The organism is Rubrivivax gelatinosus IL144, assembly GCF_000284255.1.
GTDB lineage: Bacteria > Pseudomonadota > Gammaproteobacteria > Burkholderiales > Burkholderiaceae_C > Rubrivivax > Rubrivivax gelatinosus_A.
This window is the reverse complement of sequence record NC_017075.1, coordinates 1,570,748-1,596,996: the sequence shown is the minus strand read 5'-3', so window position 1 is coordinate 1,596,996 and position 26,249 is coordinate 1,570,748. Positions and strand designations below refer to the sequence as shown.

The 26,249-nt window shown below is 70.4% G+C and carries 29 protein-coding genes; 10 read left to right on the top strand and 19 right to left on the bottom strand.

Annotation, left to right across the window (positions count from 1 at the left end; translation table 11 throughout):
• Positions 1–107 precede the first annotated feature (107 nt).
• The 18 genes from secG to uvrB form a co-directional block, all read right to left on the bottom strand.
• Positions 108–497, bottom strand: a complete 390-nt coding sequence (gene secG, locus RGE_RS07645) for a preprotein translocase subunit SecG (RefSeq protein ID WP_014427765.1) — start codon at positions 495–497, stop codon at positions 108–110.
• Positions 498–520: 23 nt separating this feature from the next.
• Positions 521–1,261: a triose-phosphate isomerase gene (gene tpiA / locus RGE_RS07640; protein WP_014427764.1), complete on the bottom strand. Its 741-nt coding sequence runs from the start codon at positions 1,259–1,261 to the stop codon at positions 521–523.
• 23 nt (positions 1,262–1,284) lie between these two features.
• Positions 1,285–2,271 (bottom strand): NAD(P)H-quinone oxidoreductase, encoded by a 987-nt coding sequence (locus tag RGE_RS07635; RefSeq protein WP_014427763.1) that lies wholly within the window; start codon positions 2,269–2,271, stop codon positions 1,285–1,287.
• Between the two features lie 9 nt (positions 2,272–2,280).
• Entirely contained in the window at positions 2,281–4,581 is a 2,301-nt protein-coding gene (pnp, locus tag RGE_RS07630) for a polyribonucleotide nucleotidyltransferase (protein WP_014427762.1), read from the bottom strand.
• A 152-nt stretch (positions 4,582–4,733) separates the two neighbouring features.
• A complete protein-coding gene (rpsO, locus tag RGE_RS07625) occupies positions 4,734–5,003 on the bottom strand; it encodes a 30S ribosomal protein S15 (protein ID WP_014427761.1) in 270 nt (89 codons plus the stop codon).
• Between the two features lie 141 nt (positions 5,004–5,144).
• Positions 5,145–6,296, bottom strand: a complete 1,152-nt coding sequence (locus RGE_RS07620) for a pyridoxal phosphate-dependent aminotransferase (RefSeq protein ID WP_014427760.1) — start codon at positions 6,294–6,296, stop codon at positions 5,145–5,147.
• 13 nt (positions 6,297–6,309) lie between these two features.
• On the bottom strand, positions 6,310–7,596 hold the full coding sequence (locus RGE_RS07615) for a branched-chain amino acid ABC transporter substrate-binding protein (RefSeq protein ID WP_014427759.1): 1,287 nt from the start codon (positions 7,594–7,596) through the stop codon (positions 6,310–6,312).
• Positions 7,597–7,680: 84 nt separating this feature from the next.
• Positions 7,681–8,727, bottom strand: coding sequence for a tRNA (adenosine(37)-N6)-threonylcarbamoyltransferase complex transferase subunit TsaD (gene tsaD, locus RGE_RS07610; RefSeq protein ID WP_014427758.1), 1,047 nt, complete (start codon positions 8,725–8,727; stop codon positions 7,681–7,683).
• 205 nt (positions 8,728–8,932) lie between these two features.
• Entirely contained in the window at positions 8,933–9,271 is a 339-nt protein-coding gene (gene fdx / locus RGE_RS07605; RefSeq protein WP_014427757.1) for an ISC system 2Fe-2S type ferredoxin, read from the bottom strand.
• 3 nt (positions 9,272–9,274) lie between these two features.
• On the bottom strand, positions 9,275–11,134 hold the full coding sequence (gene hscA / locus RGE_RS07600) for a Fe-S protein assembly chaperone HscA (RefSeq protein ID WP_014427756.1): 1,860 nt from the start codon (positions 11,132–11,134) through the stop codon (positions 9,275–9,277).
• A gap of 7 nt (positions 11,135–11,141) precedes the next feature.
• Positions 11,142–11,666 carry a Fe-S protein assembly co-chaperone HscB gene (gene hscB / locus RGE_RS07595; RefSeq protein ID WP_014427755.1) on the bottom strand — a complete coding sequence of 175 codons (525 nt, stop codon included), beginning with the start codon at positions 11,664–11,666 and terminating at the stop codon, positions 11,142–11,144.
• Positions 11,663–12,136, bottom strand: a complete 474-nt coding sequence (locus RGE_RS07590) for a GNAT family N-acetyltransferase (protein WP_014427754.1) — start codon at positions 12,134–12,136, stop codon at positions 11,663–11,665. The genes hscB and RGE_RS07590 overlap by 4 nt, the downstream gene beginning before the upstream one ends.
• Before the next feature lie 64 nt (positions 12,137–12,200).
• Entirely contained in the window at positions 12,201–12,524 is a 324-nt protein-coding gene (gene iscA / locus RGE_RS07585; protein ID WP_014427753.1) for an iron-sulfur cluster assembly protein IscA, read from the bottom strand.
• Positions 12,525–12,531: 7 nt separating this feature from the next.
• The gene (gene iscU / locus RGE_RS07580; RefSeq protein ID WP_014427752.1) at positions 12,532–12,936 is read right to left on the bottom strand and encodes a Fe-S cluster assembly scaffold IscU; all 405 of its coding nucleotides are present in this window, start codon (positions 12,934–12,936) and stop codon (positions 12,532–12,534) included.
• Between the two features lie 23 nt (positions 12,937–12,959).
• Positions 12,960–14,174, bottom strand: coding sequence for an IscS subfamily cysteine desulfurase (locus tag RGE_RS07575; RefSeq protein ID WP_014427751.1), 1,215 nt, complete (start codon positions 14,172–14,174; stop codon positions 12,960–12,962).
• A 5-nt stretch (positions 14,175–14,179) separates the two neighbouring features.
• Entirely contained in the window at positions 14,180–14,713 is a 534-nt protein-coding gene (gene iscR / locus RGE_RS07570) for a Fe-S cluster assembly transcriptional regulator IscR (RefSeq protein WP_014427750.1), read from the bottom strand.
• 114 nt (positions 14,714–14,827) lie between these two features.
• Positions 14,828–15,319 (bottom strand): low molecular weight protein-tyrosine-phosphatase, encoded by a 492-nt coding sequence (locus RGE_RS07565; protein ID WP_014427749.1) that lies wholly within the window; start codon positions 15,317–15,319, stop codon positions 14,828–14,830.
• The gene (uvrB, locus tag RGE_RS07560; RefSeq protein ID WP_014427748.1) at positions 15,316–17,427 is read right to left on the bottom strand and encodes an excinuclease ABC subunit UvrB; all 2,112 of its coding nucleotides are present in this window, start codon (positions 17,425–17,427) and stop codon (positions 15,316–15,318) included. Before uvrB ends, RGE_RS07565 begins: the two co-directional genes overlap by 4 nt.
• A gap of 114 nt (positions 17,428–17,541) precedes the next feature.
• Here uvrB and RGE_RS07555 point away from each other — a divergent pair, with 114 nt between their 5' ends.
• The 8 genes from RGE_RS07555 (at position 17,542) to RGE_RS07520 (ending at position 23,595) form a co-directional block, all read left to right on the top strand.
• Entirely contained in the window at positions 17,542–18,744 is a 1,203-nt protein-coding gene (locus RGE_RS07555) for an amino acid aminotransferase (protein WP_014427747.1), read from the top strand.
• A 139-nt stretch (positions 18,745–18,883) separates the two neighbouring features.
• Positions 18,884–20,149, top strand: a complete 1,266-nt coding sequence (locus tag RGE_RS07550) for a polyhydroxyalkanoate depolymerase (protein WP_014427746.1) — start codon at positions 18,884–18,886, stop codon at positions 20,147–20,149.
• A 7-nt stretch (positions 20,150–20,156) separates the two neighbouring features.
• Complete coding sequence (gene rsxB / locus RGE_RS07545) at positions 20,157–20,825, top strand: electron transport complex subunit RsxB (RefSeq protein ID WP_014427745.1); 669 nt, start codon at positions 20,157–20,159, stop codon at positions 20,823–20,825.
• Positions 20,825–21,469, top strand: a complete 645-nt coding sequence (gene nth / locus RGE_RS07540; protein ID WP_014427744.1) for an endonuclease III — start codon at positions 20,825–20,827, stop codon at positions 21,467–21,469. Before rsxB ends, nth begins: the two co-directional genes overlap by 1 nt.
• 9 nt (positions 21,470–21,478) lie before the next feature.
• The gene (locus tag RGE_RS07535; RefSeq protein WP_014427743.1) at positions 21,479–21,703 is read left to right on the top strand and encodes a hypothetical protein; all 225 of its coding nucleotides are present in this window, start codon (positions 21,479–21,481) and stop codon (positions 21,701–21,703) included.
• Positions 21,700–22,044, top strand: a complete 345-nt coding sequence (locus RGE_RS07530; protein WP_014427742.1) for a cell division protein ZapA — start codon at positions 21,700–21,702, stop codon at positions 22,042–22,044. The genes RGE_RS07535 and RGE_RS07530 overlap by 4 nt, the downstream gene beginning before the upstream one ends.
• A gap of 266 nt (positions 22,045–22,310) precedes the next feature.
• On the top strand, positions 22,311–22,775 hold the full coding sequence (locus RGE_RS07525; protein ID WP_014427741.1) for an EVE domain-containing protein: 465 nt from the start codon (positions 22,311–22,313) through the stop codon (positions 22,773–22,775).
• A gap of 7 nt (positions 22,776–22,782) precedes the next feature.
• A complete protein-coding gene (locus RGE_RS07520; RefSeq protein ID WP_014427740.1) occupies positions 22,783–23,595 on the top strand; it encodes a sulfite exporter TauE/SafE family protein in 813 nt (270 codons plus the stop codon).
• Positions 23,596–23,601: 6 nt separating this feature from the next.
• Here the strand turns inward: RGE_RS07520 and RGE_RS07515 are convergent, their stop codons facing one another.
• Entirely contained in the window at positions 23,602–24,600 is a 999-nt protein-coding gene (locus RGE_RS07515) for a GGDEF domain-containing protein (protein WP_014427739.1), read from the bottom strand.
• A 310-nt stretch (positions 24,601–24,910) separates the two neighbouring features.
• On the opposite strand from RGE_RS07515, the gene ybiB reads away from it, so the two are divergent.
• Positions 24,911–25,876, top strand: coding sequence for a DNA-binding protein YbiB (gene ybiB / locus RGE_RS07510; RefSeq protein ID WP_014427738.1), 966 nt, complete (start codon positions 24,911–24,913; stop codon positions 25,874–25,876).
• Between the two features lie 156 nt (positions 25,877–26,032).
• Positions 26,033–26,245: a 30S ribosomal protein S21 gene (rpsU, locus tag RGE_RS07505; RefSeq protein WP_009857718.1), complete on the top strand. Its 213-nt coding sequence runs from the start codon at positions 26,033–26,035 to the stop codon at positions 26,243–26,245.
• Positions 26,246–26,249 lie beyond the last annotated feature (4 nt).

The following is a 26,249-nucleotide window of genomic DNA, read 5'->3' as shown; positions in this document are numbered from 1 at the left end:
GGCGCTTACTGTCCGGTTGGCATGAGGGTCGCTCACCGGACAAAGAAGCATTCTATATCGACTTCTAGTTTATTTCTTGGAAACCCTTACAGACGATTCAGTCGCGCTCAATTCGCGCCGGTCGCGCCGGAGGCCGGCGTCGCCGGGGCCAGCGGCTGCGTGCCGGGAATGACACCGGTGGCCGGCGCGCTGGGCGCCGCCGGGGCGACCGGGGCCGCGCGGTCGAGCACGCTGCCGCCGTCCGTGGACGGGCCGCGCACGCTGTTGGACATGAAGGCCAGGGCCAGCGTGCAGCAGAAGAAGAGCGTCGCGCAGGCCGCGGTCGAACGCGACAGGAAGTTCGCGCTGCCGGTGGCGCCGAACAGGCTGCCGGAGGACCCGCCGCCGAACGAGGCGCCCATGTCGGCGCCCTTGCCGTGCTGGATCAGCACGAGGCCGATCATCGCCAGCGCCGACAGGATCTGCAGGACGAGGATGAGGTTCATCCAGATGTGCATGGGAACAAACTCCGGGGAAAAGCTCAGGCCGCGGCGCGGCAGATCGCGATGAAGTCGGCAGCCTTCAGCGAAGCACCGCCGATCAGCCCGCCGTCGATGTCGGGTTGCGCGAACAGCGTCGCGGCGTTGTCCGCCTTGACGCTGCCGCCGTAGAGGATGCGCATCGTGTGCCCGCGACCGGTGGCCGCGTGCAGCTGCGCGCGCAGCACGGCATGCACCGCCTGCGCCTGTTCGGGCGTCGCGGTGCGGCCGGTGCCGATGGCCCAGACGGGCTCGTAGGCGACGACGATCTCGCTGGCGCAGTGCGCCAGCTGGTGGATCACCGCCGAAAGCTGGCGCTTGACGACCGCTTCGGTCTCGCCGGCGTCGCGCTGCTCCAGCGTCTCGCCGACGCAGACGATCGGCGTCACGCCGCGCGCCAGCGCCGCCTGCGCCTTGCGCGCGACGACGGCGTCGCTCTCGGCGTGGTAGGCACGGCGCTCCGAGTGGCCGACGATGGCGTAGCGGCAGCCGCATTCGGCCAGCATCGCCGCCGACACCTCGCCGGTGTAGGCGCCCTGCTCGTGCTCGGAGACGTCCTGCGCACCCCAGCGCAGCTCGCTGCCGGCCAGCGTCGCCGCGGTCTCGGACAGGAACACGTTGGGCACGCAGACCGCCACGTCGGCGGCGTAAGGACGGCCGGCGATCAGCGCGGCCAGCAGCTCGGCATTGGCCGGGCGGCTGCCATGCATCTTCCAGTTGCCCACCACGAGCTTGCGTCGCATCTTGTGAGTCCTCGAGAAGGGGTTCACCAGGTCAGCACGATCTTGCCGACGTGCGAACCGGATTCCATCAGCGCGTGCGCCGCGGCCGCCTCGGCCGCCGGGAACACGCGGTGCACGACCGGCTTGACGGCGCCGGTCTCCAGCAAGGGCCAGACCTGCTCGCGCAGCGCGCGCGCCAAGCCGGCTTTGTAGTCCACGCTGCGCGCACGCAGCGTCGAGCCGGTGATCGCGATGCGCTTGCGCAGCACCGCGCCGGCGTCGAAGCTGCTGGCCGTGCCGCCTTGCACCGCGATGATCGCCAGGCGGCCGTCGACCGCCAGGCACTTGACCTCGCGCGCGACGTAGTCGCCGGCGACCATGTCGAGCACGACGTCGACGCCGCGCCCGTCGGTCAGGCGCTTGGCCTCGGCGACGAAGTCCTGCATGCGGTAGTTGACCGCGTGGTCGGCGCCGACCGCCAGCGCGGCCGCGCACTTGTCGTCGCTGCCGGCGGTGACGATCACCTGGGCGCCGAAGGCCTTGGCGAGCTGGATCGCGGTGACGCCGATGCCGCTAGTGCCGCCTTGCACCAGCAGCGTCTCGCCGCGCGCCAGGCGCGCGATGGCGAACACGTTCTGCCAGACGGTGAAGAAGGTCTCGGGCAGGCTCGCCGCCTCGACCATCGTCAGCCCGCGCGGCAGCGGCAGACACTGCACCGCCGGAGCGACGCACTGCTCGGCATAACCGCCGCCGGCGACCAGCGCGCACACCGCGTCACCGATCGCCAGCCCCGCGGCCGCGAGATCCGCCGGCGCACCGGCCAGCACCGTGCCGGCGATCTCCAGACCCGGAAGGTCCGATGCGCCCGGCGGCGGCGGGTAGTGCCCCTTGCGCTGCAGCACGTCCGGGCGGTTGACGCCCGAGGCCTGCACCGCGATCAGCAACTCGCCGGCCGCCGGCACCGGCGCCGGGCGCTGCACCAGCTGCAGCACCTCGGGCGGGCCGAAACGGCTGATCTCGACGGCACGCATCGCCGTGCCTTACTCCTGGCCCGGGGCGCGCTCGGCGCCCTGTTCCGGAGCCGGCGCCTCGGTGGCCGGCGCGTCGGTGGCCGCAGCCGCCTCGGCACGCGGCTCACGCGGCTCGCGGGGTTCACGCTCGCGGCGCGGGCCACGGTCGCCGCGGTCCCCACGGTCACCTCGGTCGCTGCGCTCGCGGCGCGGACGCTCTTCCTCGACGTAGCCCTCGGGCTTGTCGAGCAGCGCCTTCATGCTGAGCTTGATGCGGCCCTTCTCGTCGGTCTCGAGCACCTTGACCTTGATGACCTGGCCTTCGGTCAGGAAGTCGGTGACCTTCTCGACGCGCTGGTGGGCGATCTGGCTGATGTGCAGCAGGCCGTCCTTGCCCGGCAGGATGTTGACCAGGGCGCCGAAGTCCAGGATCTTGGTGATCGGGCCTTCGTAGACCTTGCCGATCTCGGCCTCGGCCGTGATCTCCTCGATGCGCTTCTGGGCGAAGGCGGCCTTGTCGGCGTCGGTGCTGGCGATCGTGATCGTGCCGTCTTCGCCGATGTCGATCGTGCAGCCGGTCTCGTCGGTCAGCGCCCGGATCGTCGCGCCACCCTTGCCGATGACGTCACGGATCTTCTCCGGGTTGATCTTCATCGTGTACAGGCGCGGGGCGAACTGGCTCACCTCGGCCTTGGCGCCGCCGACGGCCTCGACCATCTTGCCCAGGATGTGCAGACGCGCTTCCTTGGCCTGCGCCAGGGCGACCTGCATGATCTCCTTGGTGATGCCCTGGATCTTGATGTCCATCTGCAGCGCCGTGATGCCGCTGGCGGTGCCGGCCACCTTGAAGTCCATGTCGCCGAGGTGATCCTCGTCACCGAGGATGTCGGTCAGCACGGCGAAGCGGTTGCCTTCCTTGATCAGGCCCATCGCGATGCCGGCGACGTGCGCCTTCAGCGGCACGCCGGCGTCCAGCAGCGACAGGCAGCCGCCGCAGACCGAGGCCATCGACGACGAACCGTTGGACTCGGTGATCTCCGAGACCACGCGCATCGTGTACGGGAACTCGTCCTTGGGCGGCAGCACGGCGACCAGCGCGCGCTTGGCCAGGCGGCCGTGGCCGATCTCGCGGCGCTTGGGGCTGCCCACGCGGCCCGTCTCGCCGGTGGCGAACGGGGGCATGTTGTAGTGCAGCATGAAGCGGTCTTCGAACTCGCCGGCCAGCGCGTCGATGCGCTGCGCGTCGCGTTCGGTGCCCAGCGTCGCGGCGACCAGCGCCTGCGTCTCGCCACGCGTGAACAGCGCCGAGCCGTGGGTGCGCGGCAGCACGCTGGAGCGGATCTCGATCGGGCGCACGGTGCGCGTGTCGCGGCCGTCGATGCGCGGCTCGCCGGCCAGGATCTGGCCGCGCACGATGCGCGCTTCGATCTCGAACAGCAGGTTGTCGACGGCGACCGGGTCGAAGGCGACGCCCTCTTCCTTCAGCGCGGCCTGCACGCTGGCGCCGACGGCGCGGGTGGCCTGGGTGCGGGCCTGCTTGCTGCGGATCTGGTAGGCGGCGCGCAGCGGCTCTTCGGCCAGCGCGTTGACCTTGGCGATGAAGGGCTCGTCCTTGGCCGGCGGCTGCCAGTCCCAGGCCGGCTTGCCGGCTTCGCGCACCAGTTCGTTGATCGCGGCGATCGCGATCTTGCCCTGGTCGTGGCCGAAGACGACGGCGCCGAGCATCACTTCCTCGGACAGCTCGGTGGCTTCGGACTCGACCATCAGCACGGCGGCTTCGGTGCCGGCGACGACGAGGTCCATCTGGCTGTCGGCCAGTTGGGCGGCGCTCGGGTTGAGCACGTATTCGCCGTTGACGTAGCCGACGCGCGCGGCGCCGATCGGGCCGTTGAACGGGATGCCGCTGATCGACAGCGCGGCGCTGGTCGCGATCATCGCCGGGATGTCGGCCTGGACCTCGGGGTTCAGGCTCAGCACGTGGATGACGACCTGGACTTCGTTGTAGAAGCCTTCGGGGAACAGCGGGCGGATCGGGCGATCGATCAGGCGCGAGGTCAGGGTCTCGAGCTCGCTCGGGCGGCCTTCACGCTTGAAGAAGCTGCCGGGGATCTTGCCGGCGGCGTAGGTCTTCTCGATGTAGTCGACGGTCAGCGGGAAGAAGTCCTGGCCGGTCTTGGCTTCAGTCTTGGCGACCACGGTAGCCAGCACGACGGTGTCATCGACGCTGACGACGACGGCGCCGGTGGACTGGCGGGCGATCTCGCCCGTTTCCATCGTGACCTGGTGCGAGCCCCATTGGAAGCTCTTCGTGACCTTGTTGAACATGCTCATGGGCATTGCCTTTCGGTGGTGGGCCGGCGCGATGCCATTCCAGTGAAACCCTGTTCGAGGCGTCGTTGGAATGACACGGCTGCGTCCGTGCCCGGTTGGAGAAAGCGGTGAAGACGGGGCCGCCGCTAGTGCGGCAGCCCCGGATCCGATTCTTACTTGCGCAGGCCGAGCTTGGCGATCAGCGCGGTGTAGCGCTCGGGCGCGCGGTCCTTCAGGTAGGACAGCAGGCGCTTGCGCTGGTTGACCATCTTCAGCAGGCCGCGGCGGCCGTGGTGGTCCTTCAGGTGCTGCTTGAAGTGCGGGGTCAGCTCGTTGATGCGAGCGGTCAGCAGCGCGACCTGGACTTCGGGGGAGCCGGTGTCGTTGGCGCCACGGGCGTTGGCCGCGACGATCTCGGCCTTCTTCGCGATATCGAGGGACATGGGCGTTTCCTCTTGACGAGTGGAGACCGCCCAGGCCGTCGGCGCTGGCTGCGGTTTCCGTGTTGCGGACTTGCGGATCACCAGTGAAACCGACCGGTGCCGTGCTTGGATCCCGCCGGCCGAAACCAGCGGAACACGCTATTATAGACGGATCGCGGTGGCCAGCCGTTCCAGACCCGCATCGAGCCGTGCCGGGTCCTTCGAGGCGAAGCACCAGCGCAGCCAGCCCTCGCCTTCCGGGCCGAAGGCCGCACCCGGCGCCAGCCCCAGGCCGTGCTCGCGCACCAGCGTCTTGGCGAAGGCCAGCGAGTCGTCGCGGCCCTCGACGCGGAAGAAGGCGTACATGCCGCCCGGCGGCGAGGCCACCGTGACGCCGGGCAGCGCCTGCAGCCCGGTGACGAGCCGGTCGCGGCAGCCGCGCAAGCGCGCGACGAGGCCGGGCACGAACTCGTCGGCGATGCCCAGCGCCGCCAGGCCACCGCGCTGCACGAAGACCGGCGCGCAGGAGCTGTTGAACTCCAGCAGCTTGCCGATGCCGTCGTGATGGCCGGCCGGCAGCACCAGCCAGCCCAGGCGCCAGCCGGTCATCAGGAAGCTCTTGCTGAAGCTGTGCACGACGACCAGCCGGTCGTCGGCACCGGCGATGTCCAGGAAGCTCGGCGCGGCCTGGGCGCCGCCGTCGAAGACCAGGCGCTCGTAGACCTCGTCGGCGACGATCCAGGTGCCGGTCTTGCGGCAGTGCGCGAGGATGGCCTGCTGCTCGGCGCGTGTCAGCGTCCAGCCGGTCGGGTTGTTCGGCGCGTTGACCAGCAGCACGCGGCTGCGCTCGGTGACGTGCGCCAGCAGTTCGTCCAGGTCCAGCGCCCAGCGCCCGCCTTGCGGCCGCAGCGGCACGCGGGTGACGGTGGCGCCCAGGATCTCCGGCTGCGCCGTCAGGTTGGGCCAGACCGGCACGACGGCGACGACCTCGTCGCCGGCACCGACGAGCAGCTGCATCGCCAGCATCAGCGCGTTGACGCCCGAGGACGTGACCGCGATGCGGCCGGCGTCGACCGGGCCGTGCAGCGCGCTGGCGTAGGCGGCGATCGCCTCGCGCAGCTCGGGCAGGCCGAGGTTGTGCGAGTAGAAGGTCTCGCCGGCTTCGAGCGAGCGCGCCGCAGCCCGCCGCACCGGCTCGGGCGTGACCTCGTCGCTTTCGCCGAACCAGAAAGCGAGCACGTCGTCGCGGCCCAGGCCGGCGTTGGCGACTTCGCGGATCTTGGAGGCCGGCAGGGTCTGGATGGTGTCGCGCATCGGGTTCTCGGTGTCAGCGGGGGCGGTTCATGCGGCAGGCGCTGGGCTGGGCGACGGCGGCGGCGTCCAGGCGGCGCAGCGTCCTGAAGCCGTAGCCCGAGCCTTCGACGTCGTGCGGCACCTCGCGCGTGCCGGCGCGTTCCATCACGCTGACGACCAGCGGCTGCTGCAGCTGGTGGTCCTCGGCGCGCATCGTCGCGCGGTGCAGGCCGCCAAGCGTGGCGCCGTCGTAGCTCAGGCCTTCGAGCGCACGCGCCACTGCGGCGGCTTCGGTGCTGCGCGCACGTTCGATCGCCGCGGCCAGCATCTCGACCATCACCTGCATGCGCGCATGCACGTAGTCTTCGCGCGGATCGGGGAAACGTTTGCGGAACGCGGCGTAGAAGGCCTCGGCCGGCGCGCCGCCGACGTTCGGGTGCCACTCGGCCACCGCCAGCACCGAGCCGATGCCGGCGTCGCCCACCGCCGCCGGCGCGCCCAGCGCGTTGCCGTAGAAGGTGTAGAGCTTGGCGTCGCTGCCGACCTCGCGCAGCGCGCGCACCAGCAGCGTCAGGTCGTTGCCCCAGTTGCCGGTCAGCACCGCCTGGGCGCCGCTGGTCTTGATCTTGGTGGCGTAGGGGATGAAGTCCTTCACCCGGCCCATAGGGTGCAGCTCGTCGCCGACGATCTCGATGTCCGGGCGCTTGGCGGCGATCATTTCGCGTGCCTTGCGGTTGACGTGCTGGCCGAAGCTGTAGTCCTGGCCGATCAGGTAGACCTTCTTCACCGAGCGGTCGTCACGCAGCACATCGGTCAGCGCCGCCAGCCGCATGTCGGCGTGGGCGTCGAAGCGGAAGTGCCAGAAGCTGCAGCGTTCGTTGGTCAGCGACGGGTCGACGGCCGAGTAGTTCAGGAAGATCGCGCGCCGGTCGGGCTCACGCGCGTTGTGCTTGTCCAGCGCGTCGATCAGCGCCGTCGCGGTGGCCGAGCTGTTGCCCTGCAGCACGAAGGCGATGCGCTGGTCCAGCGCCGCGCGCAGCAGCGACAGGGCCTCCTCGGTCGAGCCCTTGCTGTCCAGACGCACCAGCTCCAGCGGCCGCGCGCCGCCGAGCAGGCGCACGCCGCCCCGCGCGTTGACGCGTTCGACGGCCCACTGGATGTTGCGCGCGACGGCGTCGCCGGCGTTGGCGAAGGCGCCCGAGAGGCCTTCGATCAGCGCGATCTTGATCGGCGCGGCTTGCGGCTGGGCGTGCAGCGGAGGGGACAGGCCGGCGGCGGCGAGCGCGAGCCAGGCACGGCGCGTCAGGGAGGAGGGAGTCATCGCGGAGGCGTTCGGCTGGCGGCGGGCGCGGTGGCCCGCCCGGGGAGCCGGCGCACGGCGGCGCGCCGGGGTGGAGGCGGGATTCTAGGAGGCGGCCGCGGAGAGCTCGTCCAGCGGCCAGCGCGGCCGCACGTCGAAGGCGCCATCGGTGCTGCCCTGGGCCAGGCCGCGCTCCAGCCGCATCGCCGCGGCCATCGCGATCATCGCGCCGTTGTCGGTGCACAGCGCCAGCGGCGGGTAGAAGACACGCGCACCGAGCTTCTTCGCGCCGGCGTCCAGCGTCTCGCGCAGCCGCCGGTTGGCGCCGACGCCGCCGGCGACGACCAGGCGCTTCGTGCCGCTGGCCTTCAGCGCGCGCAGCGCCTTGGCCGACAGCACGTCGACGATCGCCGCCTGCGTCGACGCCGCCAGATCGGCACGCGACTGCTCGCAGACGTTGGTGCCGAGCTTTCGTTGCTGCGTCATTACCGCGGTCTTGAGGCCGGCGAAGGAGAAGTCGAGGTCGCCGCTGTGCAGCAGCGGCCGCGGCAGCGCGAAAGCCGTCGCGTCGCCGAACTCGGCCAGCCGCGACAGCGCCGGCCCGCCCGGATAGCCCAGGCCGAGCAGCTTGGCGCTTTTGTCGAAGGCTTCGCCGGCGGCGTCGTCGATCGTTTCGCCGAGCAGCTCGTACGAGCCGACGGCGTCGACCCGCATCAGCTGCGTGTGGCCGCCGGAGACCAGCAGCGCGACGAAGGGGAACGTGGGCGCCGGGTCGGCGAGGAAAGGCGACAGCAGATGGCCTTCGAGATGGTGCACGCCGAAGGTCGGCCGGCCCAGTGCGGCGCCGAGCGCGACCGCGACGCCGGCACCGACCAGCAGCGCGCCGGCCAGCCCCGGGCCGCGCGTGTAGGCGACGAGGTCGACTTCGGCCAGCGTGCGCCCCGACTCGGCGAGCACCTGGCGCGCCAGCGGCAGCACGCGGCGGATGTGGTCGCGCGAGGCCAGCTCGGGCACGACGCCGCCGTACTCGGCGTGCATCTCGGCCTGGCTGTGCAGCGCCTCGCCGAGCAGGCGGGGCGCGGCGCCAGGCCGGGTCTCGACCAGCGCGACGCCGGTCTCGTCGCAGGAAGACTCGAATCCGAGAACGATCATGGCGGGAAGTGTAGAGGCGGGCAGGCGCGGCGCGAGGTGCTGGCACGGTGCTTGCGAGAGAGAACTCGACACCTCCGTCGGGTGTCTGTCTATCTCCTCAGCAGGGCAACAGGCCCTTTATCCCAACCTCTCCGGCCCCGCCGGGGAGGTTTTTTTTCGCCTGGCGACAAGACCCTGGCACCGACGCGGGGCGCGGCGCTCCGGCTCAGTGCTTCTCGCGTGCGTGGTTGATCGAGTAGCGCGGGATCTCGACCGTCACGTCCTGGTTCGACAGGATGGCCTGGCAGCTCAGCCGCGAGGTCGGCTGCAGACCCCAGGCGCGGTCGAGCAGGTCTTCCTCGGTCTCGTCGAGTTCGCCCAGCGACGCGAAGCCCTCCTTCACGACGACGTGGCAGGTGGTGCAGGCGCAGCTCATCTCGCAGGCGTGCTCGATCTCGACGCCGTTGTCCAGCAGCGCCTCGCAGATCGAGGTGCCCGCGGGAGCTTCGATGGTCTTGCCCTCGGGGCAGTACTCGGGATGGGGAAGGATGCGGATGACGGGCATGGTTCAGACGTCCTCGACACGGCGGCCGGACAGCGCCTGCCGGATGCCTTGGTTCATGCGCGCGGCGGCGAAGGCCTCGGTGCCGTCGGCCAGCGCCTTGACGGCGGCTTCGATCGCCGCAGCCTCGCCGCTGGCGGCGATGGCCAGCGTCGAGGCGATCAGCGCGTCGATCTCGGCGCGCTCCTCGGGCGACAGCAGCGCGCCGTCGGCGTCCAGCGCGGCGCGCGTGGCCAGCACCATGCGCTCGGCCTCGACCCGCGCCTCGCGCAGGGCTCTAGCGGCCATGTCATCGGCGGCGTGCGTGAAGCCGTCCTGCAGCATGCGCGCGATCTGGCCGTCGTCCAGCCCGTAGCTGGGCTTGACGACGACGCTGGCCTCGACGCCCGAGCCCTGCTCGCGCGCCGAGACGCTGAGCAGGCCGTCGGCGTCGACCTGGAAGGTGACGCGGATGCGCGCCGCACCGGCGGCCATCGGCGGGATGCCGCGCAGCTCGAAGCGCGCCAGCGAGCGGCACTCGGAGACGAGGTCGCGCTCGCCCTGGACGACGTGGATCGCCATCGCCGTCTGGCCGTCCTTGAAGGTCGTGAAGTCCTGCGCCTTGGCCACCGGGATCGTCGTGTTGCGCTCGACGATGCGTTCGACCAGGCCGCCCATCGTCTCCAGCCCCAGCGACAGCGCGATCACGTCGAGCAGCAGCAGTTCGCCATCGCCGGCGTTGCCGGCCAGCGCGTTGGCCTGGATCGCCGCGCCCAGCGCGACGACCTCGTCGGGGTTCAGGTTGGTCAGCACCTCGCGGCCGAAGAGTTCGCCGACCGCGGTGCGCACCAGCGGCATGCGCGTCGCGCCGCCCACCATCACGACGCCCTGCACGTCCTCGCGCGTGACGCGGGCGTCGCGCAGCACCTTGCGCACCAGGGCCAGCGTGCGCTCGACCAGCGGGCGGGCCAGCGTTTCCAGCTGCGTGCGGCTCAGCTCGACGGCGTGTTCGGCACCACCGATCGCGGCGCGCCAGGTGGCCGATTCGGCAGCGCTCAGCGCCTCCTTGGCGGCACGCGCGGCGACCAGCGCGCTGCGCTTGTCCTGCGGCGAGACGGCCGTGACGCCGGCCTGCGCCAGCGCCCAGTCGGCCAGCGCATGGTCGACGTCGTCGCCGCCCAGCGCCGCGTCGCCGCCGGTGGCGACGACCTCGAAGACGCCGCGGTTCAGGCGCAGCAGCGACAGGTCGAAAGTGCCGCCGCCCAGGTCGTAGACGGCGTACAGGCCTTCGCTGCCCTGGTCCAGCCCGTAGGCGACCGCGGCCGCCGTCGGCTCGCTGATCAGACGCAGCACGTTCAGCCCGGCGAGCTGCGCCGCGGCCTTGGTGGCCTGGCGCTGGGCATCGTCGAAATAGGCCGGCACGGTGATGACGGCGCCGAAGATCTCGTCGTCGAAGGAGTCCTCGGCACGCTGGCGCAACGCGGCAAGGATCTCGGCCGAGACCTCGACCGGCGTCTTCTCGCCGTCGCGCGTGGCGATAGCCACCATGCCCGGCGTGTCGACGAAACGGTACGGCAGCTTGCCCGCCGTGCCTTGCAGGTCGGCCAGGCGCCGGCCCATCAGACGCTTGGCCGAGACGACGGTGTTCTCCGGGTCCTCGGCGGCCGCGGCCAGCGCGTCCCAGCCGATGCGGCGGCCACCGTTTTCCAGATAACGCACCGCCGAGGGCAGCAGCACGCGGCCCTGCTCGTCGGGCAGGCACTCGGCGACGCCGTGGCGCAGCGAGGCGACGAGCGAATGCGTCGTGCCCAGGTCGATGCCGACGGCGATTCGCCGCTGGTGCGGGTCGGGCGTCTCGCCCGGTTCGGAGATCTGCAGCAGCGCCATCGGCTCTTCAGCGGGTCGGGTCCAGGGCATCGAGACGGCGCTCGATGTCCTGGCGAAAACGGTTCACGAACATCAGCGCACGCACGTCGGCGGCAGCCGCGGCGGCGTCGTCCTCGGTGTCGAGGCGGCGTTCGACGTCGGCCAGCAGCGCACGTTCGGCGGCGGCGACCTCGGCATCCAGCGCCTCGACGGCGGCCAGGTCGGCGGCCTCTTCCAGCGCCTCGCGCCACTGCATCTGCTGCATCAGGAACGAGGTCGGCATCGCGGTGTTGCGCTCGGCGTCGACCGCGGCGCCGCGCAGCTCGCAGAGGTAGGCGGCGCGTGCGAGTGGGTCCTTCAGGCGCTGGTAGGCCTCGTTGACGCGCACCGCCCACTGCATCGCCACGCGCTGCGCGGCGGCGCCCTGGGCGGCGAAGCGGTCGGGGTGAACCTCGCCCTGCAGCCGGCGCCAGGCGGCGTCGAGCGCGGCGCGGTCGACCGCGTGCCGGCGCGGCAGGCCCAGCAGCGTGAAGTCGTCGTCGTCGAGCTTCATAGTGCCTTGGCGTAGAAGGCCGAGAGGCCATTGTCGGGATAGCCGGCGAACGCGCCGCGGCGACCGTAGCCGCAGCGCTCGTACAGGCGGATCGCCTCGTGCTGGTCGACGCCGGTCTCCAGCAGCGCCCAGCGATAGCTCTCGGTGCGCAGCCGGTCTTCCAGCGAGTTCAGCAGCTTCTCGGCAATGCGCTGGCCACGTTCGGCCGGCGGCACGAACATGCGCTTGATCTCGCCGTAGGGCTCGCCCGCGGTAGCCGTCTCGCCGGGCATGCGGCGGAACGCGCCGATGCCCACCAGCCGGCCGGCGCGGCGCGCGACCTGGAAGTAAACGTCCGGCGCCAGCAGCGCCTGCACGTCGAGGATGTGGTTGGCCTCCGGCGGGTACAGCGCCGCGAGATAGGCGTCGAGCTGCTCGAGCAGCGCGGCGACCTCGGGCTGGTCGGGGCGTTCGGGGCGGATGGTCAGCATCGCGTGCAAGGCAAAGCGCGGCCACGAGGGCCGCGCCGGACTCGGGGCAACCCGATATTGTCGGTCAGACGCGGAAGGACTCGCCGCAGCCGCAACGGTCGCGTTCGCGAGGGTTGTGGAACTTGAAGCCTTCGTTGAGGCCTTCGCGCACGAAGTCCAGCTGCGTGCCGTCCAGATAGGGCAGGCTCTTCGGGTCGACGAGCACCTTGACGCCGTGATCCTCGAAGACGATGTCCTCGGTGCCCACTTCGTCGGCGTACTCCAGCTTGTAGGCCAGGCCCGAGCAGCCGGTCGTCTTGACGCCCAGGCGCACGCCGACGCCCTTGCCCCGGCGGCCGAGATAGCGCGTGACGTGGCGGGCCGCCGCTTCGGTCAGAGTGATCGACATGATCCCTTTAGTGCTGCGTCGCCACGGCCTCGCCGTGCTTGGCCTTGTAGTCCTGCACCGCGGCCTTGATCGCGTCCTCGGCGAGGATCGAGCAGTGGATCTTCACCGGCGGCAGCGCCAGTTCCTCGGCGATGTCGGTGTTCTTGATCGTCAGAGCCTGGTCCAGCGTCTTGCCTTTGACCCACTCGGTGACGAGCGAACTCGACGCGATCGCCGAGCCGCAGCCGTAGGTCTTGAAGCGCGCGTCCTCGATCAGCCCGGTGCTCGGGTCGACCTTGATCTGCAGCTTCATCACGTCGCCGCAGGCCGGGGCGCCGACCATGCCGGTCCCCACCGTCTCGTCGCCCTTCTCGAAGGCCCCGACGTTGCGCGGGTTCTCGTAGTGGTCGACGACTTTGTCGCTGTAGGCCATGTCAGTTCTCCTGTTCTATCCGTTCAGTGCGCAGACCACTGGATCGTGCTCAGGTCGACGCCGTCCTTGTACATGTCCCAGAGGGGCGACAGCTCGCGCAGCTTGGCCACGCGGTCCTTCAGCGTCGAGACCGCGTAGTCGATCTCCGCTTCGGTCGTGAAGCGGCCGATCGTCATGCGCAGGCTGGAGTGCGCCAGCTCGTCGCTGCGGCCGAGCGCGCGCAGCACGTAGCTGGGCTCCAGGCTCGCCGAGGTGCAGGCCGAGCCCGAGGACACGGCGATGCCCTTGATGCCCATGATCAGCGACTCGCCCTCGACGAAGTTGAAGCTGGCGTTGACGTTGTGCGGCACGCGGCGCTCGAGGTCGCCGTTGATGAAGACCTGCTCGATGTCGGCGATGCCGTCCAGCAGCCGCTTCTGCAGCATGCGGATGCGCTCGCTCTCGGTGCCCATCTCGGCCTCGGCGATCGCGAAGGCCTCGCCCATGCCGACGATCTGGTGCGTCGGCAGCGTGCCCGAGCGCATGCCGCGCTCGTGGCCGCCGCCGTGCATCTGGGCTTCCAGGCGCACGCGCGGCTTGCGGCGCACGTACAGCGCGCCGATGCCCTTGGGACCGTAGGTCTTGTGCGAGGCCAGGCTCATCAGGTCGACCGGCAGCGTGCCCATGTCGATGGCGACCTTGCCGGTGGCCTGCGCGGCATCGACGTGGAAGATGATCCCGCGCTCGCGGCAGATGCGGCCGATCTCCGGGATGTCCTGGATCACGCCGATCTCGTTGTTCACGAACATGACCGACACGAGGATCGTGTCCGGACGCAGCGCCGCCTTGAAGCGCTCCAGGTCGAGCAGGCCGTCCTCGCGCACGTCGAGATAGGTCACCTCGAAGCCCTGGCGCTCCAGCTCGCGCATCGTGTCGAGCACCGCCTTGTGCTCGGTCTTCACGGTGATCAGGTGCTTGCCGCGCGAGGCGTAGAAGTGCGCCGCGCCCTTGATCGCGAGGTTGTTGCTCTCGGTGGCACCCGAGGTCCAGACGATCTCGCGCGGGTCGGCCTTGATCAGCGAAGCGACCTGGGCACGCGCCTTCTCCACCGCCTCTTCCGCTTCCCAGCCCCAGGCGTGACTGCGAGACGCCGGGTTGCCGAAGTGTTCGCGCAGCCACGGGATCATCACGTCGACGACGCGCGGGTCCACCGGCGTCGTCGCGCCGTAATCCATGTAGATCGGGAAATGCGGAGTCATGTCGCTTACTTGGTGAAGGAACTGCCGAACGCGAAGACCGAGTTCGGCGCGGTGACCTTGATCGGCTTGACGACCGGCTGCGAGGAGATCGCGCGCTTGATCGGCGCTTCCTCGACCGAGACGCCCTTGGCGATCTGCTCGTCGACGAGCTTCTTCAGCGAGATCGAGTCGAGGTACTCGATCATCTTGTTGTTCAGGCTCGCCCAGAGGTCGTGCGTCATGCAGCGGCCGCCGTCTTCGCCGTGGCAGTTTTCCTTGCCGCCGCAGCCGGTGGCGTCGATCGGCTCGTCGACGGCGACGATGATGTCGGCGACGGTGATCTCGTCGGCCGGACGGCCCAGCGAGTAGCCGCCGCCCGGGCCGCGCGTGCTCTCCACGAGTTCGTGGCGGCGCAGCTTGCCGAACAGCTGCTCCAGGTAGGACAGCGAAATCTGCTGCCGCTGGCTGATGGCTGCCAGCGCCACCGGGCCGCTGTGCGAGCGCAGCGCGAGGTCGATCATCGCGGTGACGGCGAAGCGGCCTTTGGTGGTCAGTCTCATGGATGTCTCCTTACGGAAGGCGTCGGCGACCGCGGGTTTCCCCGTAGAGCGATCCCGACTAGATTGCTCAAGTATAGCTGAGACCAACCAATTTGGTCAAGCTTTGCGGCGCCGTCACGTCGACTGCGCGCGCAGCAGGCGGGCCACGATCCCGTCACACGCGTCCTCGATCAGGTCGAGCACACGTTCGAACCCTGCCGCCGACCCGTAATAGGGGTCGGGCACCTCGCGCACGCCTGCATGGCGCAGGGCGTGATCCATGAGCAACCCGAGGTCGGCGCGGGCGTCGTCGGGCGCGATCTGCCTCAGCCGGGCCAGGTTGTCCTCGTCCATCCCGAGGATCCAGTCGAATCGCGAGAAGTCCTCGCGCTCGACCTTCCGGGCCCGCAGCCGGGTGAGATCGTAACCCCGCGCGGCCGCGTGGCGAACAGCGCGTGGGTCCGGCGCCTCACCGGCGTGATATCCGAGCGTTCCGGCGGAGTCGACCCGCACCTGCCGCCCCAGTCCGGCAGCCTCGAGCTTGGCGCGCAGCACGCCTTCGGCGCTCGGCGAGCGGCATATGTTTCCCATGCAGATCAACAAGATGCTGCTCGGCGACGCGTTCATCGAGCGCCTCCGCGCGCCGCGTCAAGCGGAACCACGTTGACGTCATGGCCTCCCGAGCCGAACGCCTGCTCGCGCAGCAGCGCGAGCTGGTCGCGCACGCGCGCCGCCTTCTCGAACTCGAGGTTGCGCGCGTGTTCGAGCATCTGTTTCTCCAGCGCCTTGATGCGCTTGCCCAGATCCTTCTCGGACATCGCCTCGACCTCGGCCGCGGCCTGCGCCGCCTGGACCTCGTCCTTGGCCGTCTTGTCGCTGACGACGCCGTCGATCAGGTCGCGGATCTTCTTGTTGACGGTGCGCGGCACGATGCCCATCGCCTCGTTGTGCGCGATCTGCTTGGCGCGCCGGCGCTCGGTCTCGTCGATCGCGCGGCGCATCGACTCGGTGATCCTGTCGGCATAGAGGATGGCCTTGCCGCGCGCGTTGCGCGCCGCGCGGCCGATGGTCTGGATCAGGCTGCGTTCGGCGCGCAAAAAACCTTCCTTGTCGGCGTCGAGGATGGCCACCAGGCTCACCTCGGGCAGGTCCAGGCCTTCGCGCAGCAGGTTGATGCCGACCAGCACGTCGAACGAGCCCAGCCGCAGGTCGCGCAGGATCTCGACACGTTCGACGGTGTCGATGTCGCTGTGCAGGTAGCGCACCTTGACGCCGTTGTCCGACAGGTAGTCGGTGAGCTGCTCGGCCATGCGCTTGGTCAGCGTCGTGATCAGCACGCGCTCGTTGACGTCGACCCGCTCGCGGATCTCCTGCAGCACGTCGTCGACCTGGGTCGAGGCCGGGCGCACCTCGACCTCGGGGTCGACGAGGCCGGTCGGGCGCACCACCTGCTCGACGACCTGGCCGGAATGCGTCTTCTCGTAGTCGGCCGGCGTCGCGGTGACGAACACCGCCTGGCGCATGCGGCGCTCGAACTCCTCGAAGCGCAGCGGCCGGTTGTCCAGCGCGCTGGGCAGGCGGAAACCGTACTCCACCAGCGTCGTCTTGCGCGCGCGGTCGCCGTTGTACATGCCGCCGAGCTGGCCGATCAGCACGTGGCTCTCGTCGAGGAACATGATCGCGTCGCGCGGCAGGTAGTCCACCAGCGTCGACGGCGGCTCGCCGGGCGCGGCGCCCGACAGATGGCGGGTGTAGTTCTCGATGCCCTTGCAGTGCCCGACCTCCTGCAGCATCTCGACGTCGAAGCGCGTGCGCTGCTCGACGCGCTGGGCCTCGACGAGCTTGCCGTTCTTGACGAAGAAGTCGACGCGCTCGCGCAGCTCGGCCTTGATGCCGTCGACCGCGCGCAGCACCTGTTCGCGCGGCGTCACGTAGTGGCTCGACGGGTAGATGACGAACCGCGGCACCTTCTGGCGCACGCGGCCGGTCAGCGGGTCCAGCAATGCCAGCGACTCGATCTCGTCGTCGAAGAGCTCGATGCGCAGCGCCAGCTCGCTGTGTTCAGCCGGGAAGACGTCGATCGTGTCGCCGCGCACGCGGAAGGTGCCGCGGCCGAACTCGACCTCGTTGCGCGTGTACTGCATCGACACCAGCCGCGCGATGACGTCGCGCTGGCCCAGCTTGTCGCCGACACGCACGATGAGCCGCATCTGCGTGTAGTCCTCGGGCTTGCCGATGCCGTAGATCGCGCTGACGGTGGCCACGACGATGACGTCGCGGCGCTCGAGGATGCTCTTGGTCGCCGACAGCCGCATCTGCTCGATGTGCTCGTTGATCGCGCTGTCCTTCTCGATGAACAGGTCGCGCTGCGGCACGTAGGCCTCGGGCTGGTAGTAGTCGTAGTAGCTGACGAAGTACTCGACGGCGTTCTTCGGGAAGAACTCGCGGAACTCGCTGTACAGCTGCGCGGCCAGCGTCTTGTTCGGCGCGAAGACGATCGCCGGCCGGCCCAGCCGGGCGATGACGTTGGCCATCGTGAAGGTCTTGCCCGAGCCGGTGACGCCGAGCAGCGTCTGGTAGGCGAGGCCGTCGCCCACGCCGTCGACGAGCTGCTCGATCGCGGCCGGCTGGTCACCGGCCGGCGGATACGGCTGGAAGAGCTGGAACGGGGAATCGGCAAATGTGACGAACTCGCCCCGGGCGAGCTCCGTCGCGACGTCGGTGTCTTCGGTCATCGGGGAAACCTGGTGGCGGACATCTAGAATTCGAGGGCAACCGCAGAGGGTAACGCAGCCGCGGGCTCCCTGCCGGATCCGCTTTCCTCCCCCGCCACTCCTCAGGAAACCGCCATGTCCGCCTCCGTGTTCGCCGCCGTCCAGATGGCTCCGCGCGACCCGATCCTCGGTCTCAACGAACAGTTCGCCGCCGACCCGAACCCGGCCAAGGTGAACCTGGGTGTCGGCGTCTACTTCGACGACAACGGCAAGCTGCCGGTGCTGGACTGCGTCGCCGCCGCCGAGAAGCAGCTGCTGGAAGCGAGCAAGCCCAAGGGCTACCTGCCGATCGACGGCATCGCCGCCTACGACAAGGCGGTTCAGGGCCTCGTCTTCGGCGCCGGCAGCGAGGTGCTGCGGGCCGGCCGTGTGGCCACCGTGCAGGCGCTGGGCGGCACCGGCGGGCTGAAGGTCGGCGCCGACCTGCTGAAGAAGCTGAACCCGGGCGCACGCGTGCTGATCAGCGACCCGAGCTGGGAAAACCACCGCGCGCTGTTCACCAACGCCGGCTTCGAGGTCTCGACCTACCCGTACTACGACGCGCCGACGCGCGGCATCCGCTTCGACGCCATGCTCGCCGCGCTGAAGGCCGCGCCGGCCGGCACCATCGTCGTGCTGCACGCCTGCTGCCACAACCCGACCGGCTGCGACCTGACGCCGGCGCAGTGGACCGAAGTCGTCGCCGCCTGCCAGGCCGCCGGCCTCGTGCCTTTCCTCGACATGGCCTACCAGGGCTTCGGCGAAGGCATCGCCGAGGACGGCGCGGTCATCGGCCAGTTCGTCGCCAGCGGCCTGCAGTTCCTCGTCTCGACCTCGTTCTCCAAGAGCTTCTCGCTCTACGGCGAACGTGTCGGCGCGCTCAGCGTCGTCTGCGCCGACCGCGACGAGACCACGCGCGTGCTGTCGCAGCTGAAGATCGTCATCCGCACCAACTACTCCAACCCGCCGACTTTCGGCGCCCAGCTCGTGGCCACCGTGCTGACGACGCCGGCGCTGCGCGCGCAGTGGGAAGAGGAGCTGGCCGGCATGCGGCTGCGCATCCGCGCGATGCGCGCCTCGCTGGTCGAGAAGCTGGCCGCCGCCGGCGTGCCGGGCGACCTGTCCTACATCACGCGCCAGAAGGGCATGTTCAGCTACTCGGGCCTGTCGGCCGAGCAGATGCAGCGCCTGCGCAGCGAATTCGGCGTCTACGGCGTCGATTCGGGCCGCATCTGCGTCGCCGCGCTCAACAGCAAGAACCTCGACGCCGTCGCCGCGGCGATCGCCAAGGTCGCCTGAAGTCCCTCCGGCCGGTGACAACCGGCCGGAACCCGAGCGTTTTCCGCGTTTTCACCGGCCGCTTTGCGCGGCAGGATGCTCGTTGACCGACTAATATTGCTGCACCGCACAATGCGGCCGGCGAGGACGGGAGACGAGCATGCTGTACCACCTGTACGAGACGCAACGCGCGCTGATGGCGCCGTTCGCGGAGTTCGCGGCCGCCACCGCCAAGCTCTACGACCACCCGCTGTCGCCGTTCGCGCACACGCCGATGGCGCAGCGCGTGTCCGCCGGCTTCGACCTGCTGCACCGGCTGGCCAAGGAATACGAGAAGCCCGAGTTCGGCATCACCTCGGCCACCGTCGACGGCGTCGCCGTCGCGGTGCAGGAGCAGGTGGCGCTGGCCAAGCCCTTCTGCCGGCTGCTGCGCTTCAAGCGCTTCAGCGACGAACCGCACGCGCTGGCGCGCATGAAGACGCAGCCGACGGTGCTCGTCGTCGCGCCGCTGTCGGGCCACCACTCGACGCTGCTGCGCGACACCGTCACCAGCCTGCTGCACGACCACAAGGTCTACATCACCGACTGGACCGACGCGCGCATGGTGCCCGAGGACGAGGGCCCGTTCCACCTCGCCGACTACGTCGCCTACGTGCAGGACTTCATCCGCCTGATCGGCCCGAACGTGCACGTCATCTCGGTGTGCCAGCCGACGGTGCCGGTGCTCGCCGCGGTGTCGCTGCTGGCCAGCGGCGGCGAAGCGACGCCGCGCACGATGACGATGATGGGCGGCCCGATCGACGCGCGCCGCAGCCCGACGGCGGTGAACAACCTGGCGATGAACAAGAGCCACGCCTGGTTCGAGGCCAACGTGATCTACCGCGTGCCGAGCAACTACCCGGGCGCCGGGCGCGCGGTGTATCCGGGCTTTCTGCAGCACTCGGGCTTCGTGGCGATGAACCCCGACCGCCACGTCAGCAGCCACTACGACTACTTCCTCGATCTCGTGCGTGGCGACGAGGACAGCGCCGAGGCGCACCGCAAGTTCTACGACGAGTACAACGCCGTGCTCGACATGCCGGCCGAGTACTACCTGGACACGATCAAGACCGTCTTCCAGGACTTCGCGCTGGTCAACGGCACCTGGGACGTGCACGGACAGCTCGTGCGGCCGCAGGACATCAAGACGACGGCGCTGCTGACCGTCGAAGGCCAGCTCGACGACATCTCGGGCGCCGGCCAGACGCGCGCCGCGCACGACCTGTGCTCGGGCATCCCGCGAACGCGCCAGTTCCACTACGACGTCGAAGGCGCGGGCCACTACGGCATCTTCTCGGGCCGGCGCTGGCGCGAGAAGGTCTACCCCGAGCTGCGCAGCTTCATCGCCCGCTTCGACAAGCCGGCGCCGCGCGCGGCCGCCCGATAATCCGGCGGTGACCGCCGCCCTCGCCGCCCTCGCCGACCGACTCGACGCCGCCCTGCCGCAGACGCAGTGCACGCGCTGCGGCTACGCCGACTGCTGCGCCTATGCCGAAGCGCTGGCCGCCGGCAGCGCCACCCTCGACCGCTGCCCGCCCGGCGGCGCCGAAGGCGTCGCGCGGCTGGCCGCGCTGCTGGGCGTCGAACCGCGCCCGCTGGACCCGGCGCACGGCGCCGAGGGCCCGCGCGGCCTGGCCGTCGTCGACGAGAGCTGGTGCATCGGCTGCACGCTGTGCATCAAGGCCTGCCCGGTGGACTGCATCGTCGGCGCGCCCAAACGCATGCACACCGTGATCGACACGCTGTGCACCGGCTGCGGGCTGTGCCTTCCGGCCTGCCCGGTCGACTGCATCGCCATGGTCGACGCGACGCCCGGCGTCAGCGGCTGGGCCGCCTGGAGCGCCGCCCAGGCCGACGAGGCACGCACCCGCTACGCCGCCCGCCGCACGCGGCTGGACCGCGACAAGCGCGAGAACGACGACCGCCTGGCCGCCAAGGCCGCGGCCAAACTCGCCGACCTGCCGAACCAGACCCGGCTCACCGACCCGGCGGCGATCGACCGCAAACGCGCGGTCATCGAAGCCGCGCTGGCGCGGGCCCGCGCCCGGCGCCAGGAAGCCTGATGCACGACGACGCGATCGAACCCTTCTTCGCGACGCTGGCCGCGGCCAACCCGTCGCCGCAGACCGAGCTCGAGTTCACCAGCGTCTTCGAGCTGCTGTGCGCGGTGCTGCTGTCGGCGCAGGCCACCGACGCCGGCGTCAACAAGGCGACGAAGCGCCTGTTCGCGCTGGCGCCGACGCCGCAGCGCATGCTGGATCTGGGGCTGGAGCAGGTCACCGAGCTGATCCGCACGATCGGCCTGTTCCGCACCAAGGCGAAGAACCTGGTCCAGACCTGCCGCATCCTCGTCGAGCAGCACGGCGGCGCGGTGCCGCGCTCGCGCGAAGCGCTGGAGGCGCTGCCCGGCGTCGGCCGCAAGACGGCCAACGTCGTGCTCAACGTCGCCTTCGGCGAGCCGACGATGGCGGTGGACACGCACATCTTCCGCGTCGCCAACCGCACCGGGCTGGCGCCGGGCAAGAACCCGCTGGCCGTCGAGCTGAAGCTGCTGGAGCGCGTGCCGGCGAAGTACGCGGTCGACGCGCACCACTGGCTGATCCTGCACGGCCGCTACGTCTGCCAGGCGAGGCGGCCGCAGTGCGAACGCTGCGCGGTGCGCCGCTGGTGTGACACCGCTGCTTCTACAATGCCCGCGGAGGGATAGGCGTCGAAGATGGGCAACCTGCAGGATTTGAGCGAGCGTGTCGATCGCCTCGTGTTGAGACACGAGGAACTGAAGCGCTCGAACGCGCTGCTCGAGGCCCGGCTGGCCGCGGTGACGGCCGAGCGCGACAGCCTGGTGTCGCGGCTGGCTGCGGCACGCGCGCGCATCGACGCGCTGATCGAACGCCTGCCGGCCACGCCGCCGGCGGCACCGGCGCCCGGAGAAGGCGCATGAAGCAGGTCGAAGTCACGATCCTCGGCCAGGGTTACATCCTGGGCTGCCCGGAAGGCGGCGAGACGCTGCTGGCCGCAGCCGTCGCCGCGGTCGACCGCGAGATGAGCGCCATCCGCGACGCCGGCAAGGTCAAGGCGCGCGAGCGCATCGCCGTGCTCGCGGCGCTGAACCTGGCCTACCAGATCGCCGAGCGCGGCAATGCGCCGGCCCCTGCGCCCGCGCCGGCGCCCGCACCGCAGCCGGAAGCCGCCACGGCGACGTCCGCCGCCGACACCGAGGCGATCGACGCCCTGGTGCGCCGCCTCGACGCCGCGCTCGGCGAAGACGGGCATCTTCTGTAGCCCTTTTCGCATCCGGGCCGCGAGGCGGCCGACTAGAATGGACCTGTCCGTCGCGCGTGCGCGGGTCTAGATTTCCTCGATCCGATGGTCTTTGACCATGGGCTTGGAACATCGCCTCGCTGGTGTGAACGTCTCGCGTCAGATGAGCCCGAAGCTTGGCTGACCTCGCCCACCTGAACGTTCCCCATGGGTTCTTCAGGAATGCGGCCCCCGAGCGCGCGGCGGACACCCTCCCCCTCCCCGATCTCCCCGCGACGGTCCATCGCATGGCGCGCCACTGGCTGATGAAGAGCGAGCCCGACGAGGCCTCGATCGACGACCTCGCCGCCGCGCCCGACCGGCGCCTGCCCTGGACCGGCGTGCGCAACTACCAGGCGCGCAACTTCATGCGCGACGCGATGCGCCCGGGCGACGACGTGCTCTTCTATCACTCGTCCTGCGCCGAACCCGGCATCGCCGGCCTGGCGCGCATCGTCGGCGCGGCGGTGCCCGACGAGACCCAGTTCGACCCGGCAAGCCCCTATCACGACCCGAAGAGCACACGCGACAAGCCGCGCTGGCTGCAGGTCGAGGTCGAGCTGGTGCGCAAGACGCGGCTCTTGAGCCTGCGCGAGATGCGCCAGGCGCCGGAACTGGCGACGATGCGCGTGCTGCAGCCGGGCAACCGGCTGTCGATCACCGAGGTCGACGACGCCGAATGGGCCGCCGTGCTGGCCCGGCTCGAGCGTTGACGCCGGCGTGGAGTTCGGCGTCCTGCTCGTCGCCGAGCTGATCGCGCTCGGCGTCGCCACCGGTTTCGTCGCCGGGCTTCTGGGCGTCGGCGGTGGCATGACGATGGTGCCCTTTCTGACCGCGATCCTGTCGCAGCGCGGCGTCGAGCCCGGCCTGGCGGTGAAGATGGCGATCGCGACCTCGATGGCGACCATCGTCTTCACCTCGCTGTCGAGCATGCGCGCCCACCACCGCCACGGCGCGGTGCGATGGGACTACGTGCGCGGCATCGCGCCGGGCATCGTGCTCGGCGGACTGGCCTCGGGCGCTGGCGTCTTCGCGCTCGCCAAGGGGCGCGGGCTGGCGCTGTTCTTCGCCGTCTTCATCGGCGTTTCGGCGGTGCAGATGCTGCGCGGGGCCCAGCCGCGTGCCTCGCGGGCGATGCCGGGCGCGGCAGGCCAGGCGGCGGTGGGCTCGGGCATCGGCCTGGTGTCCGGGCTGCTGGGCGCCGGCGGCGGTTTCCTGTCGGTGCCGTTCATGAGCTGGTGCAACGTGCCGCTGCGTCAGGCCATCGCGACCAGCGCCGCGCTCGGTTTCCCGATCGCGCTGGCCAACGTCGCCGGTTACCTGATCGCCGGGCGAGCGCTGCCGCCGGCGCTGCCCGGCGCCTTCGGCTACCTGTACCTGCCGGCGCTGGTCATCGTCTCGGCGGCCAGCGTGACGCTGGCGCCGGTGGGCGCACGCGCGGCGCAGCGCATGGACCAGCGCCGGCTGCGGCGGATCTTCGCGGTGCTGCTGTTCTCGCTCGCGGGCTACATGGCCACGAGGGCCTTCGCCTGAGCGCGCTCAGCGCGGCTCGAACGGGATCGCCGCCAGCGTGACGTGGTTGCCGCCGCGGCGGCGGGCCTCGGCGATCGCGGTCTCGCAGGCGCCCAGCAGTTCCTCGCGCGTGTGCGCGGTGTGCGGGAAGCTGGCGATGCCCATCGACACCGTGAACGTCAGCTCCTGGCCGTCGAGCACGACGATCTGAGACGCGCACTGGCGGCGGATGCTCTCCATGCGCGAGTGCGCGGTGGCCAGACCGACGCCCGACAGGAGCACCGCGAAGCGGCGGTCGTCGAGCCGGCACGAGGCGTCCATCGCGCGCGTGCCGCTGCGCAGCAGCCGACCCAGCGCCTCGAGGATGCGCTTGTGCGCGGCCTCGCCGTGCGCACGCACCGCGTCGGCCAGCGGGTCGAGCTCGATGAAGACGATCGAGAACTCGCGGTGCTCGCGCGTCGACAGGTCGACCTCGCGGCGCAGCTGGTCCTCGAAGTGGGCCCGCGTGTACAGGCCCGAGGCCGGGTCGCGCAGCGCCTGGTCGGCAAGTTCGCGGCGCAGCGACTCGTTGGCTTTCTGCAGTTGCTCGATCTGCGCCAGCGCGGTGGCGAGCTGCGTCTGCTGGTGGCGCTGCGGCGCCAGGTCGATCCACAGCGCGGCGATGCGCCGGCGGCCGTCCTGCTCGTCGACGATGCGCAGGACCGAGAAGTCGTGGCGCTGGCCGTCGCGCTCGATGCGGTGTTCGCTGCTGAACGGTGCACCGTGCAGCAGCGCCGACTGGTCGGCCGCACGCAGCGCGCCGACGACCGGCGCGTCGAACAGCTCGGCGTCGGTGTGGCCGATGACGGCCTCGGCCTCGCGGCCCAGGAAACGCAGCAGCGCGGCGTTGGCGAACTCGTAGCGTCCGCTGGCCGCGTCCTTGATGGCGGCCAGGGCGCCGTCGCGCTGCAGCCAAGCGTCCAGCAGCGAGGCCAGCGCAGCGGGCACGCGGGCGTCGGCAAGGCCGGAATCGATCACGTCGGTCATGGGCGGTATTCGTTTCGCGAGAGCCGGAAGCCGCCGACTGCGGCAGACGGCATCAAGCAAAACACCAATTTTGACGCAAGCGGACCCCTAGCTCGCGCGGCCTTCCCCTGGACAGGGCGGTCGCGCACCAGCAGACGCGCCGCCGCACCAGCCGCGGGACCGCGCGCCGGCCAGCGCCGGAGGCCCACGCACCCCGTATCGGGCCCGATTGCGGCCGCTGTCCAGCCGCTCCCCAATAGGCCCACTCCTCGCGGCAGAAGCGGTGCATCGGTCCGGAACTTGCGAAACTGAAACTAGGGAGACACGAAACATGGGCATCGCCAGCTACATCAAGGAGATCGGCCGCGGAGCCAACGGCGCCCGTTCGCTGTCGGTCGAGGCCGCCGACACGCTGATGAGCGCGGTGCTCGACGGCCAGGCCTCGGACCTCGAGGTCGGTGCCTTCGCGCTGGCGATGCGCATGAAAGGCGAGACGCTGGACGAACTGGTCGGCTTCCTCGCCGCCGCGCAGGCGCGCATCACCCGCTTTCGCAGCGAACGTCCGGTGGTCGTCATCCCGACCTACAACGGCGCCCGGCGCCTGCCCAACCTGACGCCGCTGCTGGCGATGACGCTGGCCCAGGAAGGCGCGCGCGTGCTGGTGCACGGCCCTTCGCAGGACCCGACCCGGGTGACGACGGCGGCGATCTTCCGCGACCTGGGCATGCCGGTGGCGCAGGACGAGGGCGACGTGCACGCCTTCTGGGCGCGGCGCGAGCCGGCTTTCGTGAGCACGGCGACGCTGAGCCCGGCATTGCAGCGACTGCTGGACGTGCGCTGGAGCGTCGGCGTGCGCAACAGCGGCCACACGGTCGCCAAGATGCTCAACCCCTGCAGCGGTGCACGCGTGCTGCGGCTGGCCAGCTTCACCCACCCGGAGTTCGGCGCGCTGATGGGCGCCTGGGCGCAGCGCGAGCGCATCGACGCGATGCTGCTGCGCGGCACCGAAGGCGAGGTCGCCGCCGACCCGCGCCGCCAGCCGCGAATGGAGACCTGGATCGGCGGCCAGTTGCGCAGCGAGTGGTCGATGCCGGCGCACGAAGGCGTCGTCACCGAGCTGCCGGTGCTGCCGCGCGAGATCGACGCGGCGACGACGGCGCTCTACATCCAGTCGGTGTTGAGCGGCGAGAAACCCGCGCCGGCACCGCTGACGCGCCAGGTGCAGTGCATCCTCGGCGCGCTCGAGGAAATGGAGGCGCCGCTGGCCGTCTGCGAGGCCGCCGGCGCTGCGGTCTGAGCGGCCTGGGGCCGCCGCGCTTGGCAAGCCCGGCAGGAACCGGTTAGAATCGCGCGCTTTGCTGGCAAACACCTAGCGTGTCGATCTCGGGCCGCCTGGGCCAGCCCAGAACCGCCGAGACACCGAGCGCACACACCACACGGGATCCCTGCTTACATGACCACCATCCGCGTCAAAGAGAACGAGCCGTTCGACGTTGCCCTGCGCCGCTTCAAGCGCACCATCGAAAAGATCGGTCTGCTGACCGAACTGCGTGCGCGCGAGTTCTACGAGAAGCCCACGGCCGAGCGCAAGCGCAAGAAGGCCGCCGCGGTGAAGCGTCATTTCAAGCGCGTGCGCAGCATGCAGCTGCCGAAGAAGCTCTACTAAGAGC

Bases quoted from the DNA above. Each gene is read 5' to 3' on its own strand.
- nth (WP_014427744.1), top strand. From the start codon at position 20,825: ATGCACGACGACGCGATCGAACCCTTCTTCGCGACGCTGGCCGCGGCC.
- uvrB (WP_014427748.1), bottom strand. From the start codon at position 17,427: ATGACCGAAGACACCGACGTCGCGACGGAGCTCGCCCGGGGCGAGTTC.
- hscB (WP_014427755.1), bottom strand. From the start codon at position 11,666: ATGAAGCTCGACGACGACGACTTCACGCTGCTGGGCCTGCCGCGCCGG.
- secG (WP_014427765.1), bottom strand. From the start codon at position 497: ATGCACATCTGGATGAACCTCATCCTCGTCCTGCAGATCCTGTCGGCG.
- RGE_RS07555 (WP_014427747.1), top strand. From the start codon at position 17,542: ATGTCCGCCTCCGTGTTCGCCGCCGTCCAGATGGCTCCGCGCGACCCG.
- RGE_RS07535 (WP_014427743.1), top strand. From the start codon at position 21,479: ATGGGCAACCTGCAGGATTTGAGCGAGCGTGTCGATCGCCTCGTGTTG.
- RGE_RS07590 (WP_014427754.1), bottom strand. From the start codon at position 12,136: ATGCTGACCATCCGCCCCGAACGCCCCGACCAGCCCGAGGTCGCCGCG.
- RGE_RS07530 (WP_014427742.1), top strand. From the start codon at position 21,700: ATGAAGCAGGTCGAAGTCACGATCCTCGGCCAGGGTTACATCCTGGGC.
- iscU (WP_014427752.1), bottom strand. From the start codon at position 12,936: ATGGCCTACAGCGACAAAGTCGTCGACCACTACGAGAACCCGCGCAAC.
- iscR (WP_014427750.1), bottom strand. From the start codon at position 14,713: ATGAGACTGACCACCAAAGGCCGCTTCGCCGTCACCGCGATGATCGAC.
- RGE_RS07565 (WP_014427749.1), bottom strand. From the start codon at position 15,319: ATGAACGCGTCGCCGAGCAGCATCTTGTTGATCTGCATGGGAAACATA.
- RGE_RS07550 (WP_014427746.1), top strand. From the start codon at position 18,884: ATGCTGTACCACCTGTACGAGACGCAACGCGCGCTGATGGCGCCGTTC.
- RGE_RS07525 (WP_014427741.1), top strand. From the start codon at position 22,311: ATGGCGCGCCACTGGCTGATGAAGAGCGAGCCCGACGAGGCCTCGATC.
- RGE_RS07575 (WP_014427751.1), bottom strand. From the start codon at position 14,174: ATGACTCCGCATTTCCCGATCTACATGGATTACGGCGCGACGACGCCG.
- hscA (WP_014427756.1), bottom strand. From the start codon at position 11,134: ATGGCGCTGCTGCAGATCTCCGAACCGGGCGAGACGCCCGACCCGCAC.
- tsaD (WP_014427758.1), bottom strand. From the start codon at position 8,727: ATGATCGTTCTCGGATTCGAGTCTTCCTGCGACGAGACCGGCGTCGCG.
- ybiB (WP_014427738.1), top strand. From the start codon at position 24,911: ATGGGCATCGCCAGCTACATCAAGGAGATCGGCCGCGGAGCCAACGGC.
- RGE_RS07515 (WP_014427739.1), bottom strand. From the start codon at position 24,600: ATGACCGACGTGATCGATTCCGGCCTTGCCGACGCCCGCGTGCCCGCT.
- fdx (WP_014427757.1), bottom strand. From the start codon at position 9,271: ATGCCCGTCATCCGCATCCTTCCCCATCCCGAGTACTGCCCCGAGGGC.
- rpsO (WP_014427761.1), bottom strand. From the start codon at position 5,003: ATGTCCCTCGATATCGCGAAGAAGGCCGAGATCGTCGCGGCCAACGCC.
- tpiA (WP_014427764.1), bottom strand. From the start codon at position 1,261: ATGCGACGCAAGCTCGTGGTGGGCAACTGGAAGATGCATGGCAGCCGC.
- rpsU (WP_009857718.1), top strand. From the start codon at position 26,033: ATGACCACCATCCGCGTCAAAGAGAACGAGCCGTTCGACGTTGCCCTG.
- RGE_RS07635 (WP_014427763.1), bottom strand. From the start codon at position 2,271: ATGCGTGCCGTCGAGATCAGCCGTTTCGGCCCGCCCGAGGTGCTGCAG.
- RGE_RS07615 (WP_014427759.1), bottom strand. From the start codon at position 7,596: ATGACTCCCTCCTCCCTGACGCGCCGTGCCTGGCTCGCGCTCGCCGCC.
- iscA (WP_014427753.1), bottom strand. From the start codon at position 12,524: ATGTCGATCACTCTGACCGAAGCGGCGGCCCGCCACGTCACGCGCTAT.
- RGE_RS07620 (WP_014427760.1), bottom strand. From the start codon at position 6,296: ATGCGCGACACCATCCAGACCCTGCCGGCCTCCAAGATCCGCGAAGTC.
- pnp (WP_014427762.1), bottom strand. From the start codon at position 4,581: ATGAGCATGTTCAACAAGGTCACGAAGAGCTTCCAATGGGGCTCGCAC.